Genomic DNA, 14,444 nt, shown 5'->3' with positions numbered 1-14,444 from the left:
CCTGCGTGACGTCGGTGACGGACCGCTTGTCTGGGGTGCGGCGTGCCCTCAGGGCGGCAGGGCAGTACCCTTGGTCGGAAGGGCCCCCGCCCGGTGGGCCCTGGATTCCACAGGATCCACTGAGGATGTGAGAGGAACGTGACGTGAACCAGCCAGAGTCGGCAGCCGCAGCACCCACCGCGGAGGCCGGAGAGGGACCAGCACAGCTGATGGGTCTGACCCACGGACAGCTGGTCCAGGAGTTCGGCTACGACGATGACGTCGACTTCGACTTCCGTGACGCGCTGGAGGACGGACTCGGCTCCGAGCTGCTCACGGAGGACGACCAGGAGCCCGTGGACGCCGTCATCCTGTGGTGGCGTGAGGACGACGGCGACGTCACCGACCTCACCGATGCCCTCGTGGACGTGCAGACCTCACTGGACTCCGGCCCGGTCTGGCTGTTCACCCCGCGCAAGGGCCGTGAGGGCTACGTGGATCCCGCGGATGCCAATGAGGCCGCTCCCACCGCCGGCCTGCACGTGACCACCACAGCGGGCGTCTCCGAGGACTGGTCGGCCACACGACTGGTCGGCCGCCGCAAGTCCTGACGGCCCACCCGGTGGTACCGCCGACCACCCCGCGTCTGCGCGATCAGCACGGCCAGCCGTGGGCCTGGCCTCCGCTGGCCCCGTCAGGCGAGCGGACGAAGGGATTCCTCCTTCCCGACGGCGGCTCCGTCGCCTCGCGCTGCTGGATCGCCTTTCTGCCGGGGGCCTTCACCCCGGTGTGCACCCGCGAGCTGGGCTGGATGCAGTCGCTGGCCGACCAGTTGGCCGATCAGGGCATCGCCCTGCGGATCGTCTCCTGTGACCCCGCGCCGGTGCTGCGTCCCGTGGCGGAGGAGTGGGGGATCAGCATTCCGATGCTCTCCGACTTCTGGCCGCACGGTGCTGCGGCACAGCTGCTGGGGGAGTTCGACGCCGAGTCCGGCCGTGCCCGGCGCTCCAGCGTGCTGATCGACGTGGACGGCACTGTCCTGCACCGGATCCAGGCAGCCCCAGGCGAGGAACGCACCCCCCAGTCCCACCTGAACCTCTGAACACGTGCGCGCTGCATGCCGCGACACGCCGATCGAGACCACATCCGTCGTGATCGTGATCGCATGCTGGATCAGGGTTCGGTGACGGTGTCCCAGCCCTGGCCGATCTCGTCGATCAGCGGGTTGATGTACTGCGCGTACTCGGCCACCATGTCTGGAGAGTCCAGCCGCCACCAGCAGTTCAGCCTGTTCGGCACCTGCAGCCGCACGGCAGTCTCCAGTGCTTCGTCCAGTTCCGCCGGGTCGCCCCACTCGGACAGGTAGGCACCCTTCACCGTCTCGGCGGCACGCGTGCCGTGCAGGCGCTGTGCGGTGACCAACAGGTGCCTGACCGTGCCGAAGGGGTGTCCGATCACGGCGTCGCCCCAGTCGGAGATCACTGGACCCGGGAAGGCGTTGCCCAGGTGGAGGTCGTTGTGGTCGATCGCCAGGTCCGGGATGCTGTCCGCCCGGACCCGGTCCCAACGCTCCACCACGTGCGCCATGGCCTCCAGGGCTCTGTCCCGGCGCCCGGTGCCCACATGGGCCGGGTGGTCCGGGGGCAATGCCGTGAACCAGGCCAGGGCCCGGTCCAACGTCTCCACGGCGTGATCCGGGCGGAACTCGTCCAGCCCCGGGCGGGTCACAGCCTCCAGGGGAACTGAGCGCTGCACCTGTGCGATGGCCTGGGCGAGGTCCCTGAGGATCCGTAGCCCCTGGTCTGGATGCTTGGAGGCGCGAACGGAGAGCGTTCCGCCCTGATCCTCGGTGAGCATCCATCCTTCAGTGGGGTGATCGGCGACCACCGGCAGGATCAGTGCCGGTGCATGGTCACGCAGGATCCGCCGCAGAGCGACCTCGTGGTGGAGGCGGGGATGGCCGCGCTTGAACCACCAGCGCTGATCACCCGTGTCCACCGTCCAGATCGACCCCCAGTGCCGCTCCCGGACCTGGTCGATCTTCAGGTACTCAACGCCGAGGTGCTCCGAGATCCACGCCCGCGCGCGAGGGTGCCAGTCCTGCTCCATCGGGAGGTGCGATCCTTCCATAGGTCCTCCCACGGGTGCGCTGATGTGGCGGCTGCCGTGGCGGTGCGAAGAGATTCAGGTGGGTGGGCCAAGAGGGACTCGAACCCCCGACCCCTTCGGTGTAAACGAAGTGCTCTAACCAACTGAGCTATTGGCCCCGAACCCGGTCAGACCGGACCTCGCCATGCTAGCGCAGGCACCGCGGCGCCTTGACGAGACCCCCCTGGTGCATGCAGGGTGTACTGAGGGGTACGTACGGAACGTACCCATCGTACAGAGGTGAGGCGATGGGGTCAGCGGCAGGGCAGCAGTGGCCCGCGGCCTGGTCTCGCACGGCGCTGCCCACGGCCATCCTGGCTGTGCTGCGGGGCGGCCCCCGCCACGGTTACAGGCTCGCCACCGAGCTGGAGGGCCGCGGCTTCGGCCGGCCCCGCGGTGGATCGCTCTACCCGCTACTGGGACGGCTGGAGGAGGACGGGCTGATCGCCTCCACCTGGGAACCAGGCCAGACCGGCCCGGGGCGGCGGACTTACCGGCTCACCGCCCAGGGGACAGCACAGCTGGCCCAGGAGCGCGCCCAGTGGGCGGCACTGGTCACCGCCCTGACCGCGGACGCAGCCACAGAGCACGACGACGGCCCCGTCACCACGGGTGCCCAGGGGGAGGGACCATGAAGGACACCACCGAAGACCTGGAGCGGCTGGAGTCCGAGGTCAAGGACCACGGACACTCCGAGCGCGACCTGGACTGGTCACGGGATGCCTACTTCCGGCTGCTGCTCTCCCAGGTCCAGTCATCCCCGGCGCAGGGCGAGGTGCGCCGCGCGGCCGAGGCTGCACGAGGATCGGCCCAGTCCCTGGAACAGCTCCACGGGGAACCGGGCGTGTGGGCGGAGGCGACGGTGCACCGCTGGCTGCGAGAGAACCCGGAGCGCTTCATCCGGCACCGCGGCGAGACGGAGAACACCTGGAGCCTGCGCTCGGCCCTGTGGGGCATCCCCGCCGTGGCCGCAGGCATGTCCTTCCTGTTCGCGCTCTTCACGGTGATCCCGGGATGGGGCCCGGACCAGATGAGCCTGGGCTGGATCCTGGTGCCGGGCGCGATCGCCGTGCCGATCATCCTGCTGCACGCCGTCTACTCCTCCACCCTGGGACGCCGAGGGAATCTGCGCGCCGTGGCCGCGGCCGTCGTCGTAGTGGCGGTCTCCGCTGTGGTGATCGCCGTGGTGGCCATGGCCACTCAGGATGTGCTGCTGCCGCAGGGGGTGCCCTGGATCTGGATCGCGACCGGCGCCTGGACACTCCTGGCCGTGGTCGCCTGGCAGCTGGCCCAGCGGATTCCTGGCAGCGGCGCGCACGATGATCTGGGCCTGCCCCGCCGGGTGCACACAGCCGAAGAACCGGTGGACGATCGGACCTGGGCCGACCAGTTCCGCTCGGCGCTGTTCCACCGGCGAGTGCTCAAGGACAGTGACGTGGACCGGGCAGTCCATGAGGCGCTGACCCATGCCCAGCAGTCCAGCAACCTGGCGGTCGAGGAGTTCGGCTCGCCCTGGGACTACGCCCACGCGCTCGCCGAGGATCCGGTGGTCCGGCCGCGGCGGATGACCCTGTTCACCGGGGCGCTGGCCGCCGCCTGGACGGTCCTCTTCGCAGCGCAGCTGGTGGAAGGGCTCGGCATGGATGAGGTGCCCGTCCTGGAGAGCGTCTTCCGCGCGGGCATGCTCCTGCTGTTCCTTGGGGCGACGATCTCCTCTGCGCGGGACTGGCGCCGGGCGGCCAGGCTCAAGACCGAGCGAACGCGCGGGTAGTCGGCGAGGCTGCGGCTGCGGGGATGGCCCGCCTCCTCACCAGACCCCAGCGGTCGGCGAGCGGTGCGTGCTCGGTGCGGGCCGTCGTCGTGAAGGGCCAGGTCATCAGTGCCCAGACGGCGCCCACCAGGAGGAACTCGACCCCGATGTACCAGGGCCAGCCACCCAGCACGTCCAACAGGGATGGTCCCGCCGGGGCATGGGCGAGATAGGCGTAGTTGGCGCCGGTGACCGCATTGGCCACGGCCGCCACACCGGCCCACCCCACTGCGATGCCGAAGGCCGCCCCATAGCCGCGCCAGGTCGGCCGATAGCCCAGTCCCCACACCAGCACGAGCGGGGCCCACAGCACCATGGCATGCAGGAACCAGTAGAGGCTGAACTCCAGGACAGGGTCGCCCAGGTAGGTCAGGTCCGGCGTCAGCACCGACTGCAGGTTCAGGGTCAGGCCCCAGTAGAAGCTGACCGCCACCGCCCAGCCCGCACGGGTGATCAGGGCGATCGCGGTGATGATGCGCAGGGCGTCGGAGAAGTGGAACGGCAGCGACTGCTCGATGTCCCAGTTCTGCGGCAGCAGCCCCCAGGCCATCCACAGGAGCGAGACCACGAGCAGCAGCCAGCCGGCGCCGCGGGTGAGGCGGTGTTCAGCAGGGGTGCCGCGCACCCGGCGGGCGTGGACCACCGCCAGGATCCCGACGACGACGATCACCACGAGCACGGCCAGGTGTTCCGGCCCGTAGGGGGTCATGCGATCCATGGCGACAGTGTAGGTCGCAGGAGCAGTGGGCGCCGACGACTGTCAGTACAGGTCGGTCCGGCGCTGGGTGAGGTAGGAGAAGTCACGCCGGGCATCCAGGACCCTGTGGGGATCCAGGTCTGCGATGACCAGCTGCTCACCGGTGGGAGCCCCGGTGGCAGAGGCCTCAGCCAGGATGGAGCCGTCCGGACCGGCGATGAGGCTGTCCCCGTTGTAGTCGAAGAGCGGGTCAGAACCGGTGTGGTTGGCGTACACCAGGGCCAGCTGGTTCTCGGCCGCACGGGCAGGGACCAGCACCCGGTTGACCACCTCGAAGCCCACCATGTTCGCCGTGGGCACCAGGACCAGGTCAGCACCCTGCTCGGCCAGCAGTCGGGTGGTCTCCGGGAACTCGACGTCGAAGCAGATCGCCGTTCCCACGGTCCAGCCGTGCCACGTGGCCACCTGCGGCGCGCGGTCAGCTGCGGAGAACTGCTGCGCGTCCACGTCCCCGAACAGGTGCATCTTCCGCCCGCCGGTCAGGCGCTCGCCGGACTCGCTCACCAGGCTCACGCTGTTGAAGACCGCCTGACCGTCCCGCTCGGGGTGGCCGAAGCAGACCGCCACCCCGTGCTGGTGTGCCATCTCGGCCACCGACTGTCCGGACGGTCCGTCCACCGGTTCGGCCAGCCGGGACACCGCCTCGGCTCCGATCCCGTAGCCGGTCAGCATCATCTCGGGGAAGACCACCAGATCCACGTCCTGCCCCGCGGCGTCGGCGAGCAGGCGGTCCATCAGGGACAGGTTCGCCGGGACGTCCTCCGGGATCGGGCGGCACTGGGCGGCCGCCACCCGGATCGGCTGCGGTGGAGGGCCCTTCAGGGAGGAGATGGAGGCGGGGCTCATGCCGGCAACCGTACCGGGCGCAGCTGATCGAACACATCGCCCGGGCCGGGGTTCGCCTCCGGGGTGCTCCCGCCCAGGTGGTCCACGATGCCCCAGACGGCGTTGAGCGCGGTCTGCACGGCGCCCTCGGCCCAGGCCGGAGTGAAGGAGACGTCGTCGCCGGCCAGGAAGATGCCCTTCTGCTCGGTGGGCAGGTCCTTCTGCACGAAGTGTCCGAACATGCGCTCGTTGTACCGGTAGTGTCCGGGCAGTGCGCCCTTGAACGCGCCCAGGAAGTACGGGTCGGCCTCCCAGGAGACGGTGATCGGCTCACCGATGATGTGTTGGCGCACGTCCACCTCGGGGTAGATCCGATCCAGGGCCTGCAGCGCCAGGTCGGCGCGCCGCTGGGCCGAATGGGGGAGCATCTTCAGCGCATCGGACATCCAGGAGTAGCTCAGGCAGATCACCGCCGGATCATCCGGCCCGTCCTCGAAGAAGTACGTGCCGCGGGTGAGCCGGTCGGTCAGCGTCATGGACATCCGCTCCCGCCCGGTCTGCGGATCGATGTCCCTCCAGAACGGACGGTCCACCTTCACGAAGGTCTTGGAGGACTGCATGTACCGGGTGCGGTCCAGTGCCATCCACACCTCCTGCGAGAAGAGCTCCTCCTCCACCTGCACCTGGGTGGTCAGCAGCCAGGTCTGGCAGGAGGCCAGCACCGTGCGGTAGGTCCGTTCCTCGCCCTCGGCGTCCACCACGCCCAGCCGTCCGTCAGCCGTGCGGTACACGCGGGTCACCGCGCCCAGGTGCCGCCCCTCGTGCAGGGAGGACAGCGAGGTCCCGGACGGCCAGTGCATGGCGTCGTCCACGGGCCGATCCCAGAGCCCGCGGGGCACCTGCTCGGCGCCGCCCTGGATCAGGTGCTGGTCGTCGTCGTACTCGCAGACCGCCACCCGCAGGATCTCCAGCATGGTGTTGGGGAAGTCCGAGTCCCAGCCGCCGGTGCCGAAGCCCACCTGGCCGAAGACCTCACGGTGCCGGTAGCTCAGCTGGGAGAACTCCTCCGAGGAGGCCACGAACTCGTAGAAGGAGTGGTCGTCCCACCGGGGGACCAGCTCGTCCCAGATGCGCTTGACCGCGGCGGCGTCCCGGGCGCGCATGGCCTGCTGCAGCTGTCCCAGGTGCAGGACCGTCTCCAGGGCGCCGTCCCAGGCTTCGGCGATCTCCCGGAACAGCGGGGGCAGATCATCCAGGGTCTGGGCGTACCAGGCCTCACCGGCCAGCTCGATCACCGTGGAGCCAGCGGCCTCGGTGAGCGGGTTGGGGAAGGGCCTGGTCTGCAGCCCGAGCAGGTCCACGTAGTGGAAGAACGCGGCGGAGGACCGGGGGAAGCGCATCCCGCCCAGTTCGGCGATGGTGGCCGGGTCTCCGTCCGCGAACGGCTCGGAGCGGAGTCGACCGCCCAGACGCGAGGCCTCGTAGACCACTGGACGCAGCCCCATCCGCATCAGCTCGTAGGCGGCGGCCAGTCCGGAGATCCCGGCTCCGATGATCGCCACCTCCTCGCCGTGGCACTCGGGCGGCACTGACCCCAGGCCGTCCGGGTGGGTCAGCCAGGTGTCGTAGGCGAAGGGGAAGTCCGGGCCGAAGGCGGTGAGTCCCGGCTGCGCTGGAGGTGCGGGATCTGCCGCGTGGTCCAGGCGAGGATGCGTGTCAGGAGTGTCTGAGAGGGTCACCCCCAGGACGTTATCAAAGTCACATTTCAGACTTTCCCGACGGCGGCCCCGCGCCCTGGCAGGGCCGGATCAGGCCTGCTTGACCAGGGAGATCTCGAACTCCAGGGAGATCTTGTCACTGACCAGCACCCCTCCGGAGTCCAGGGGAGTGTTCCAGGTGACGTCCCAGTCGCGGCGGTCGATCCGCCGGCTGCCCTCCAGGCCCGCGCGGACCTGGCCGTTCTGATCGGTGTCCATGCCGATCAGCTCCAGCGGCACGGAGAGCAGCCGAGTGATGCCACGGATGGTCAGCTCTCCGTTGACGATGAAGCTGTTGTCCTCCACCTCATCGATCTGGTGGGAGATGAACACCATCTCCGGGTGTTCGGCCACATTGAAGAAGTCGGCACTGCGCAGGTGCTCGTCCCGCTGGGCGTTGCGGGTGTCCACGCTGTCCATCTGGACCCGGATCGTGGCCGAGGAGCGGGCGGGGTCGGCCGGATCCACGGTGACCTCTCCGGTGACCTCGTTGAACGCGCCGCGCACGCGCGCCACCATGGCGTGACGGCTGGAGAATCCGATCCGTGAGTGGGCCGGGTCGATGGTCCAGTGTCCGGCGAGGTCCTGAGCGGTCATGTGATGTTCCCCCTGGGGTCACGGCCGGACGCGGATGCGCCGCACCTGGTGTCTGATGTCAGCGTAGTCGGACCACACGGATCTGGGGGAGAATGAAGGTGCACCCCCAGGGTGGTGTCTGGGCGGCAGGAGCCGCTGACCGTCCTGCGGCCCGGTGCGTGGAGCTCAAGGAGGAGACCGAGAAGATGCAGCTGACCCCGAACGTGCCCCGTGAGAACCTGCGAGAGTTCATCGACAAGCTGCGTGACGGCGGGTACAAGGTCATCGACGGCCACACACCTGACCCGGACCTGATCGCCCCGGACGGCAAGGCCGTGGAGACCTGGCGCGAGGACTACCCCTACGAGGAGCGGATGTCCCGCGAGGAGTACGAGCTGGAGAAGTACAACCTCCAGATCGAGCTGCTCAAGCTGCAGTACTGGGGCGAGGACACCGGCCAGCGCCACATCATCGTCTTCGAGGGACGGGACGCCGCCGGCAAGGGTGGCACCATCAAGCGCTTCACCGAGTACATGAACCCGCGGACCGCGCGCGTGGTGGCGCTGAACAAGCCCTCCGACCGCGAACAGGGCCAGTGGTACTTCCAGCGCTACATCAACCATTTCCCCACGGAGGGCGAGATCGTGCTCTTCGACCGCTCCTGGTACAACCGGGCCGGTGTGGAGCGGGTCATGGGCTTCAGCAGCGACGAGCAGTACGCCACGTTCATGAACCAGGTGCCGCTGTTCGAGAAGATGCTCGTGGACGAGGGCATCCACCTGACCAAGCTCTGGTTCTCCGTGACCCGCTCCGAGCAGCGCACCCGCTTCGCCATCCGGCAGATCGACCCGGTGCGCCGGTGGAAGCTCTCGCCCATGGACCTGGAGTCTCTGGACCGCTGGGAGGACTACACGGACGCCAAGGAGAAGATGTTCCTGCACACGGACACCGACCACGCTCCGTGGACCACCATCAAGTCCAATGACAAGAAGCGCGCTCGCCTGAACGCCATGCGCTACTTCCTCTCCCAGTTCGAGTACGAGGACAAGGACCACGAGGTGGTGGGCACCCCGGATCCGCTGATCGTCCAGCGCGGTCGGGACGCCGTCGGCGACTGATGCGCACCTGTTGCCGGCTGGCCGCGCTGGCCGCCTCGGCCCTGCTCGTCCTCGCCGGCTGCGGGAGCCAGCCCACCGGGGGAGGCGAGCCGTCCTCCTCGGGTGCGGCGCCGTCGTCGGGACCCGCTGCTGAGGCGCCGAAGCAGGCTGAGCAGGCGGTGACCGTGGAGGTCTACGGAGACTCGCTCACCGTGGCCGACTCCCCGGATCTGCGCGCGGGACGGACCGGCCCGCAGTCCTGGGTGCACCATGTGGACGATCACGGCGTGGCCGTGGTCGGTGCCGCCGGCCGCTGGGGTGCCACGGCGGATGAAGTCCTCCAGGTCCACCTGCGCACCGGTGAGGACGCGGTGCAGGCTCAATGGCTGCTCGCCTTCCTGGGCACCAACGACGCCGGTCGGGCAGGTTCCCCGGACAGCGGCGGCTTCACGGAGGCGCACGAGGCCTACGTGGAGCAGATCGGATCGATCGCCGAGCGCACCGGGTACCCGGAGGAGCGCGTGGTCGTCGTGGGCGTGGGGCCGATCAACGCCGAGGTGGCGGAGCGGACCCAGGCCTGGAACGAGCTGACGGCGCAGGCGGCGCAGGAGCGCGGCTGGCAGCTGGTGGACCCGTGGGAGCGGCTGCGCGGACCGGACGGGCGCTACGCGGACCCGGACCACACCACGGACGGACTGCACCTGTCCGAGTCCGGGGCACAGCTGCTGGCCGAAGGGATCGCCGAGGACCTGCATGAGGTGTCCCGTTCGGCTCCGTGAGTCCCCGCGCGCGTAGGCTGGTGCACAGAGCAACGTTCCCCTCCACCTCACCTCACTCTCAGGGCGCACCGACGCCCGGGAAGGCAGCGCGCATGAACGAGTCGATCACCACCGCCAAGGACAAGCTGGACCCGCAGGAGGGGCCGGAGACCGGACAGGCCCGCCAGGCGGCCACACCCGGAGACGGCCGTGAGGGACGGGCGGACATCGGGGTGACCGGGCTGGCCGTGATGGGCGCCAACCTGGCTCGCAACTTCGCCCGCAACGGCTACACCGTGGCCCTGCACAACCGCAGCCGTGCCCGCACCGACGACCTCGTGGCCCAGTTCAGCGAGGAGGGCGACTTCATTCCCACCGAGACCCTGACCGAGCTGGTGGCGAACCTGGCCACCCCACGCCGGGTGCTGGTGATGGTCAAGGCCGGCCAGCCGGTGGACGATGTCATCGAGCAGCTGATCCCGCTGCTGGAGGCCGGGGACATCGTGATCGACGCCGGCAACTCCCACTATGAGGACACCCGCCGCCGTGAGGCCGCGCTGGCCGAGCAGGGCCTGCACTTCGTGGGTGTGGGCGTCTCCGGTGGCGAGGAGGGTGCACTCAACGGCCCGGCCATCATGCCCGGGGGCCCGAAGGAGTCCTACCAGGCCCTCGGCCCGCTGCTGGAGAGCATCGCCGCGGACTACGACGGCGACCCCTGCTGCGCGTGGATCGGCACCGACGGGGCCGGGCACTTCGTGAAGATGGTCCACAACGGCATCGAGTACGCGGACATGCAGGTGATCGGTGAGGCCTACGACCTGCTGCGCCGCGTGGGCGGGTACGAACCGGCCGAGCAGGCCACGATCTTCGATCAGTGGAACCGCACCGAGCTGGCCAGCTACCTGATCGAGATCACCTCGGACGTGCTCTCCCAGGTGGACGTGGAGACCCAGCGCCCGCTGGTGGACCTGATCGTGGACGAGGCCGGGCAGAAGGGCACCGGGCGCTGGACGGCGATCTCCGGCCTGGACCTGGGCTCCCCGATCGCCGCGATCGCCGAGTCCGTGTTCGCCCGGTCCCTCTCCAGCCAGACCGCCGTGCGTGCCCAGGCCCAGAAGACCCTGCAGTCCGGACTGGACGAGGCCGATGTGGCCCGCCTGGCCGAAGGGGAGGACCGGGAGGCGTTCGTGGAGGACGTCCGGCTGGCGCTCTACGCCTCCAAGCTCGTCTCCTACGCGCAGGGCCTGGACATGCTGCAGGCCGCCGGCGCCCAGTACGGGTGGAGCCTGGACCTGGGCACCATCGCCTCACTGTGGCGCAACGGCTGCATCATCCGCGCCGACCTGCTGGACACCATCATGAAGGCCTACGGGGGGCGGGACACCGAGCGTCACCCGGAGCCGGGCACCGTGGCCGAGGGACAGCCGCTGAACCTGCTGTTCGCCCCGGAGTTCACCGAGGCGATCGCTCAGGCTGTCCCCGCCTGGCGGCGCGTGGTGGCCCGTGCGGTGGCCGCAGGAGTGCCCGTCCCGGTCTTCTCCTCGGCCCTGGCCTACTACGACGGTCTGCGCCAGGACCGACTGCCGGCCGCCCTGACCCAGGGGCTGCGCGACTACTTCGGCGCGCACACCTACCGCCGCACCGATCGCGAGGGCGCCTTCCACACCCTGTGGTCCGGCGACCGCTCGGAGATCACCGCCTGATCCGGTCCGGCCGGGAGACGGATTGACCGTGAGCCCGTCTTCCCGCCACCGGATGTCTGCTACCGGTCCGTAGCCGCGCCGAGTGCGGTCGAGTCCGTTGATCGGTCAGGTTCCAGAGGACTAGCGTGCGTGAGATGGATCACACTTGCATCATCTCCCAGACTCCTTCAGGCCCTCAGATCTCCCGCCGGACAGCACTGACCGCACTCGGTGCGCTCGGCGCACTGGCCGCCACCCCCGCTCTCGCTGGCCCAGCGGCGGCCACCACCTACCCCAACCCGAACAACACCCCCACCAGCGCCATCCGCACCTACGGGGACATGATCAAGGGGTTGGAGCAGCTGCAGCGCACCTCGCGCGGCGCGGTCACGGTCACCACCCTGCGCGAGGTCGGCACCGCCGAGTACCTCTCCGAGCAGGGGCGGGAGCTGTACGTCGCCCAGGTCGGCACCGGCACGCGGCATCTGTGGATTCAGGGCCGCATCCACGGCGACGAGCCCTATGGCCTGGACTCGCTGATGACCGTGCTGAGGTCCCTGGTCTCCAGCGGCAGCCCCACCTACCGGCAGATCCGTGAGCAGTTCACCATCCACTTCATCCCCGTCTACAACCCCGACGGCTCGGAGATGAACACCCGCACCACCACCCTGTGGGACGAGACCACGAACCAGCCTCGCCTGGGTGCCAACGGCCGTCCGCTCACCGTGGACCTGAACCGCGACTGGGCCGTCAACGGCTTCCGTGCCCGTGAGTCCCGCGCCTGGTACGAGTACTGGACCATGGTCAAGCCCGAGTACGCCCTGGACATCCACCATCAGGGCATGAAGGTGGACCGGACCACCGGAGAGGCCATCACCCTGTCCCTGGGCGTCTCCCTGGCTCCGGGCGGACCCACCCTGCCGGGCATCCGCGGCGGGGAGTATGACGTGCTGACCCGTCAGATGGCCGGCCATGTCTGGCAGCAGGTGGACCACCGTGGCCACATCACCACCGACCGCTACGACGTCGGTGAGGGAGTGGTGATCGACATCCATGGCGGCGTGGTCTCGGCCATGATGATGGGGCTGAACTGGAACGGACTGAACCCCACCGGCCACTCCAATGCGGCCATCTTCTTCGAGACCTCCGGCAACACCCGTGACGGCAGCCTGGGCCAGAAGGCTCGCGGCAAGCTGATCCAGCAGAACGTGCTGGGTGTGGAGGCCTGGCTCTCCGGTCTGGCCACCGGCGCCGTGCAGCGCCTGGACCCGGAGATCTGGGAGCAGATCCCGCATGATCCGGTCCAGTACTACTTCACCGACTGGGGCGGGACCATCCCCGCCTGAGCGGGCTGGTGCGACTCAGCACACCCCTGCCACGACGACGCCCGTCACCTTCAGCGGAAGGTGACGGGCGTCGTCGGGCTGGGTGCTCAGATCAGATCCACATGGCGGGGTCCACGTACTCCGCCGGGTCCACCGCCGCCTGGTGCTCGGAGGCGCCGCGCACGCGGAAGGTGGCGGGGATGCCGGTGGCGATCGAGTCCGGGGGAGTGTCCTTGACCACCACGGCGTTGGCGCCCACGGAGGATCCCTGACCGATCTCCACCGGACCCAGGATCTTGGCCCCGGCTCCGACCACCACGCCGTCATGCAGGGTGGGGTGGCGCTTGACCTTGGCCAGGGACCGGCCGCCGAGGGTGACCCCGTGGTAGAGCATGACGTCATCGCCGATCTCGGCGGTCTCACCGATCACCACGCCCATGCCGTGGTCAATGAAGAAGCGCCGGCCGATCTGCGCACCGGGATGGATCTCGATCCCGGTCACCGCCCGCGCGGCCTGCGAGACCAGACGGGCCGGGGTCTTCAGCCGTTCGTGCTGCCACATGGCGTGCGAGACGCGGTGGGCCCAGATCGCGTGGAGACCCGAATAGGCCAGTGCCACCTCCAGGTCGCCGCGCGCGGCAGGGTCGTGCGCGCGGGCGTTGGCGATGTCTTCCTTCAGGGTGTCCTTCAGGCGGGAGATCAGTCCCATGCGGGGCCTTTCGGTGGTGCTGGCATCAAGTGGTGCGGTGGCGGTCCGGGGTCGGAGGGACCGGTCAGCCGCGGATGTCCTCGTACAGGACGGTGGAGATGTAGCGCTCACCGAAGTCGGGGACGATCGCCACGATCAGCTTGCCCTCGTTCTCCGGCTTCTTGGCCTGCTCCAGGGCGGCCGCCACGATCGCACCGGCGGAGATGCCGCCCAGGATGCCCTCCTGGGTCCCCAGGGCACGGGCGGTGGAGACGGACTCCTCCAGGGTGGCGGTGTAGACCTCGGAGTAGATCTCGGTGTCCAGCACCTCAGGGATGAAGTTGGCGCCGATGCCCTGGATCTTGTGCGGACCGGGCTTGCCGCCGGAGAGGATGGGGGAGTCGGCCGGCTCCACGGCCACCAGCGTCACCTCGGGCTTCTGCTCCTTGAGGTAGCGTCCAGCGCCGGTGATGGTGCCGCCGGTGCCGATGCCGGAGACCAGGATGTCCACGGCGCCCTCGGTGTCCTCCCAGATCTCCGGCCCGGTGGTGTCATAGTGGGCCTGCACGTTGGCCTGGTTGGCGAACTGCTGGGCCCAGATCGCGTTCTCGGTGGTCTCCACGATCTGCTGGGCCTTCTCCACCGCTCCACGCATGCCGTCCGCGCCCGGGGTCAGCACGATCTCCGCGCCGTAGGCACGCAGCATGACCCGGCGCTCGTTGGACATGGTCTCGGGCATGGTCAGCACCACCTTGTAGCCGCGCGCGGCGCCGACCATGGCCAGGGCGATGCCGGTGTTGCCGGAGGTGCCCTCCACGATGGTCCCGCCGGGCTTGAGCTGGCCGGAGGCCTCAGCGGCGTCCACGATGGCCGCGCCGATCCGGTCCTTCACGGAGTTGGCCGGGTTGTAGAACTCCACCTTGACCGCCACCTGCGCGGGCAGGCCCTCGGTCAGGCGGTTCAGGCGGACCAGGGGGGTGTGACCCACGGCCTCGGTGATGTTCTCCAGGATCTTGCCCATGAGTGCGGTGTCCTTCCGATG

At 69.3% G+C, this 14,444-nt stretch carries 15 protein-coding genes and 1 tRNA gene; 8 read left to right on the top strand and 8 right to left on the bottom strand.

The genetic code is table 11. The features are described 5' to 3' along the window. Positions 1-209: 209 nt before the first annotated feature. Both BM355_RS03010 and BM355_RS03005 read left to right on the top strand, forming a co-directional pair. On the top strand, positions 210-590 hold the full coding sequence (locus BM355_RS03010; RefSeq protein WP_091695258.1) for a DUF3052 domain-containing protein: 381 nt from the start codon (positions 210-212) through the stop codon (positions 588-590). Positions 591-601: 11 nt separating this feature from the next. Further along, positions 602-1,081: a redoxin domain-containing protein gene (locus BM355_RS03005; protein WP_143109401.1), complete on the top strand. Its 480-nt coding sequence runs from the start codon at positions 602-604 to the stop codon at positions 1,079-1,081. A 71-nt stretch (positions 1,082-1,152) separates the two neighbouring features. Here the strand turns inward: BM355_RS03005 and BM355_RS03000 are convergent, their stop codons facing one another. Beyond that, on the bottom strand, positions 1,153-2,109 hold the full coding sequence (locus BM355_RS03000; RefSeq protein WP_143109400.1) for a phosphotransferase: 957 nt from the start codon (positions 2,107-2,109) through the stop codon (positions 1,153-1,155). Positions 2,110-2,172: 63 nt separating this feature from the next. After that, positions 2,173-2,246: transfer RNA gene (locus BM355_RS02995), tRNA-Val, on the bottom strand. Between the two features lie 129 nt (positions 2,247-2,375). Here BM355_RS02995 and BM355_RS02990 point away from each other — a divergent pair. Continuing rightward, positions 2,376-2,762, top strand: a complete 387-nt coding sequence (locus BM355_RS02990; RefSeq protein ID WP_091694344.1) for a PadR family transcriptional regulator — start codon at positions 2,376-2,378, stop codon at positions 2,760-2,762. After that, positions 2,759-3,898 (top strand): hypothetical protein, encoded by a 1,140-nt coding sequence (locus BM355_RS02985; RefSeq protein ID WP_091694339.1) that lies wholly within the window; start codon positions 2,759-2,761, stop codon positions 3,896-3,898. Before BM355_RS02990 ends, BM355_RS02985 begins: the two co-directional genes overlap by 4 nt. Here the strand turns inward: BM355_RS02985 and BM355_RS02980 are convergent. From BM355_RS02980 to BM355_RS02965, 4 genes are all read right to left on the bottom strand, one after another. Then, positions 3,873-4,655 (bottom strand): YwaF family protein, encoded by a 783-nt coding sequence (locus BM355_RS02980; protein WP_091694335.1) that lies wholly within the window; start codon positions 4,653-4,655, stop codon positions 3,873-3,875. The two genes, BM355_RS02985 and BM355_RS02980, sit on opposite strands and share 26 nt — an antisense overlap. Before the next feature lie 42 nt (positions 4,656-4,697). After that, a complete protein-coding gene (locus tag BM355_RS02975; protein ID WP_218154298.1) occupies positions 4,698-5,540 on the bottom strand; it encodes a carbon-nitrogen hydrolase family protein in 843 nt (280 codons plus the stop codon). Beyond that, positions 5,537-7,258 carry a flavin monoamine oxidase family protein gene (locus tag BM355_RS02970; RefSeq protein WP_245760561.1) on the bottom strand — a complete coding sequence of 574 codons (1,722 nt, stop codon included), beginning with the start codon at positions 7,256-7,258 and terminating at the stop codon, positions 5,537-5,539. The genes BM355_RS02975 and BM355_RS02970 overlap by 4 nt, the downstream gene beginning before the upstream one ends. A 69-nt stretch (positions 7,259-7,327) precedes the next feature. Next, positions 7,328-7,873: a YceI family protein gene (locus BM355_RS02965; RefSeq protein WP_091694331.1), complete on the bottom strand. Its 546-nt coding sequence runs from the start codon at positions 7,871-7,873 to the stop codon at positions 7,328-7,330. Positions 7,874-8,058: 185 nt separating this feature from the next. Here BM355_RS02965 and ppk2 point away from each other — a divergent pair, with 185 nt between their 5' ends. The 4 genes from ppk2 (at position 8,059) to BM355_RS02945 (ending at position 12,735) form a co-directional block, all read left to right on the top strand. Next, entirely contained in the window at positions 8,059-8,970 is a 912-nt protein-coding gene (gene ppk2 / locus BM355_RS02960) for a polyphosphate kinase 2 (RefSeq protein WP_091695245.1), read from the top strand. Continuing rightward, positions 8,970-9,728, top strand: coding sequence for an SGNH/GDSL hydrolase family protein (locus BM355_RS02955; protein WP_091694327.1), 759 nt, complete (start codon positions 8,970-8,972; stop codon positions 9,726-9,728). Before ppk2 ends, BM355_RS02955 begins: the two co-directional genes overlap by 1 nt. A gap of 230 nt (positions 9,729-9,958) precedes the next feature. Beyond that, the gene (gndA, locus tag BM355_RS02950) at positions 9,959-11,410 is read left to right on the top strand and encodes an NADP-dependent phosphogluconate dehydrogenase (RefSeq protein ID WP_245760588.1); all 1,452 of its coding nucleotides are present in this window, start codon (positions 9,959-9,961) and stop codon (positions 11,408-11,410) included. A gap of 134 nt (positions 11,411-11,544) precedes the next feature. Then, positions 11,545-12,735: a M14 family zinc carboxypeptidase gene (locus tag BM355_RS02945; RefSeq protein ID WP_091695241.1), complete on the top strand. Its 1,191-nt coding sequence runs from the start codon at positions 11,545-11,547 to the stop codon at positions 12,733-12,735. 91 nt (positions 12,736-12,826) lie between these two features. Here BM355_RS02945 and epsC read toward each other — a convergent pair whose 3' ends face one another. Further along, the gene (gene epsC / locus BM355_RS02940) at positions 12,827-13,423 is read right to left on the bottom strand and encodes a serine O-acetyltransferase EpsC (protein ID WP_091694321.1); all 597 of its coding nucleotides are present in this window, start codon (positions 13,421-13,423) and stop codon (positions 12,827-12,829) included. 64 nt (positions 13,424-13,487) lie between these two features. Continuing rightward, complete coding sequence (cysK, locus tag BM355_RS02935) at positions 13,488-14,423, bottom strand: cysteine synthase A (RefSeq protein WP_091694318.1); 936 nt, start codon at positions 14,421-14,423, stop codon at positions 13,488-13,490. Between the last annotated feature and the right edge of the window lie 21 nt (positions 14,424-14,444).

This window comes from Micrococcus terreus (genome assembly GCF_900116905.1).
Lineage (GTDB): Bacteria > Actinomycetota > Actinomycetes > Actinomycetales > Micrococcaceae > Citricoccus > Citricoccus terreus.
This window is presented reverse-complemented; position numbering and strand designations above follow the sequence as displayed.

What these genes read in the sequence shown, in the direction of transcription:
- BM355_RS03010 (WP_091695258.1), top strand. Translation starts at nt 210, where the DNA reads ATGGGTCTGACCCACGGACAGCTGGTCCAGGAGTTCGGCTACGACGAT.
- BM355_RS02975 (WP_218154298.1), bottom strand. Translation starts at nt 5,540, where the DNA reads ATGAGCCCCGCCTCCATCTCCTCCCTGAAGGGCCCTCCACCGCAGCCG.
- cysK (WP_091694318.1), bottom strand. Translation starts at nt 14,423, where the DNA reads ATGGGCAAGATCCTGGAGAACATCACCGAGGCCGTGGGTCACACCCCC.
- BM355_RS02980 (WP_091694335.1), bottom strand. Translation starts at nt 4,655, where the DNA reads ATGGATCGCATGACCCCCTACGGGCCGGAACACCTGGCCGTGCTCGTG.
- BM355_RS02985 (WP_091694339.1), top strand. Translation starts at nt 2,759, where the DNA reads ATGAAGGACACCACCGAAGACCTGGAGCGGCTGGAGTCCGAGGTCAAG.
- BM355_RS02945 (WP_091695241.1), top strand. Translation starts at nt 11,545, where the DNA reads ATGGATCACACTTGCATCATCTCCCAGACTCCTTCAGGCCCTCAGATC.
- BM355_RS02955 (WP_091694327.1), top strand. Translation starts at nt 8,970, where the DNA reads ATGCGCACCTGTTGCCGGCTGGCCGCGCTGGCCGCCTCGGCCCTGCTC.
- ppk2 (WP_091695245.1), top strand. Translation starts at nt 8,059, where the DNA reads ATGCAGCTGACCCCGAACGTGCCCCGTGAGAACCTGCGAGAGTTCATC.
- BM355_RS02990 (WP_091694344.1), top strand. Translation starts at nt 2,376, where the DNA reads ATGGGGTCAGCGGCAGGGCAGCAGTGGCCCGCGGCCTGGTCTCGCACG.
- gndA (WP_245760588.1), top strand. Translation starts at nt 9,959, where the DNA reads ATGGGCGCCAACCTGGCTCGCAACTTCGCCCGCAACGGCTACACCGTG.
- epsC (WP_091694321.1), bottom strand. Translation starts at nt 13,423, where the DNA reads ATGGGACTGATCTCCCGCCTGAAGGACACCCTGAAGGAAGACATCGCC.
- BM355_RS02965 (WP_091694331.1), bottom strand. Translation starts at nt 7,873, where the DNA reads ATGACCGCTCAGGACCTCGCCGGACACTGGACCATCGACCCGGCCCAC.
- BM355_RS03000 (WP_143109400.1), bottom strand. Translation starts at nt 2,109, where the DNA reads ATGGAAGGATCGCACCTCCCGATGGAGCAGGACTGGCACCCTCGCGCG.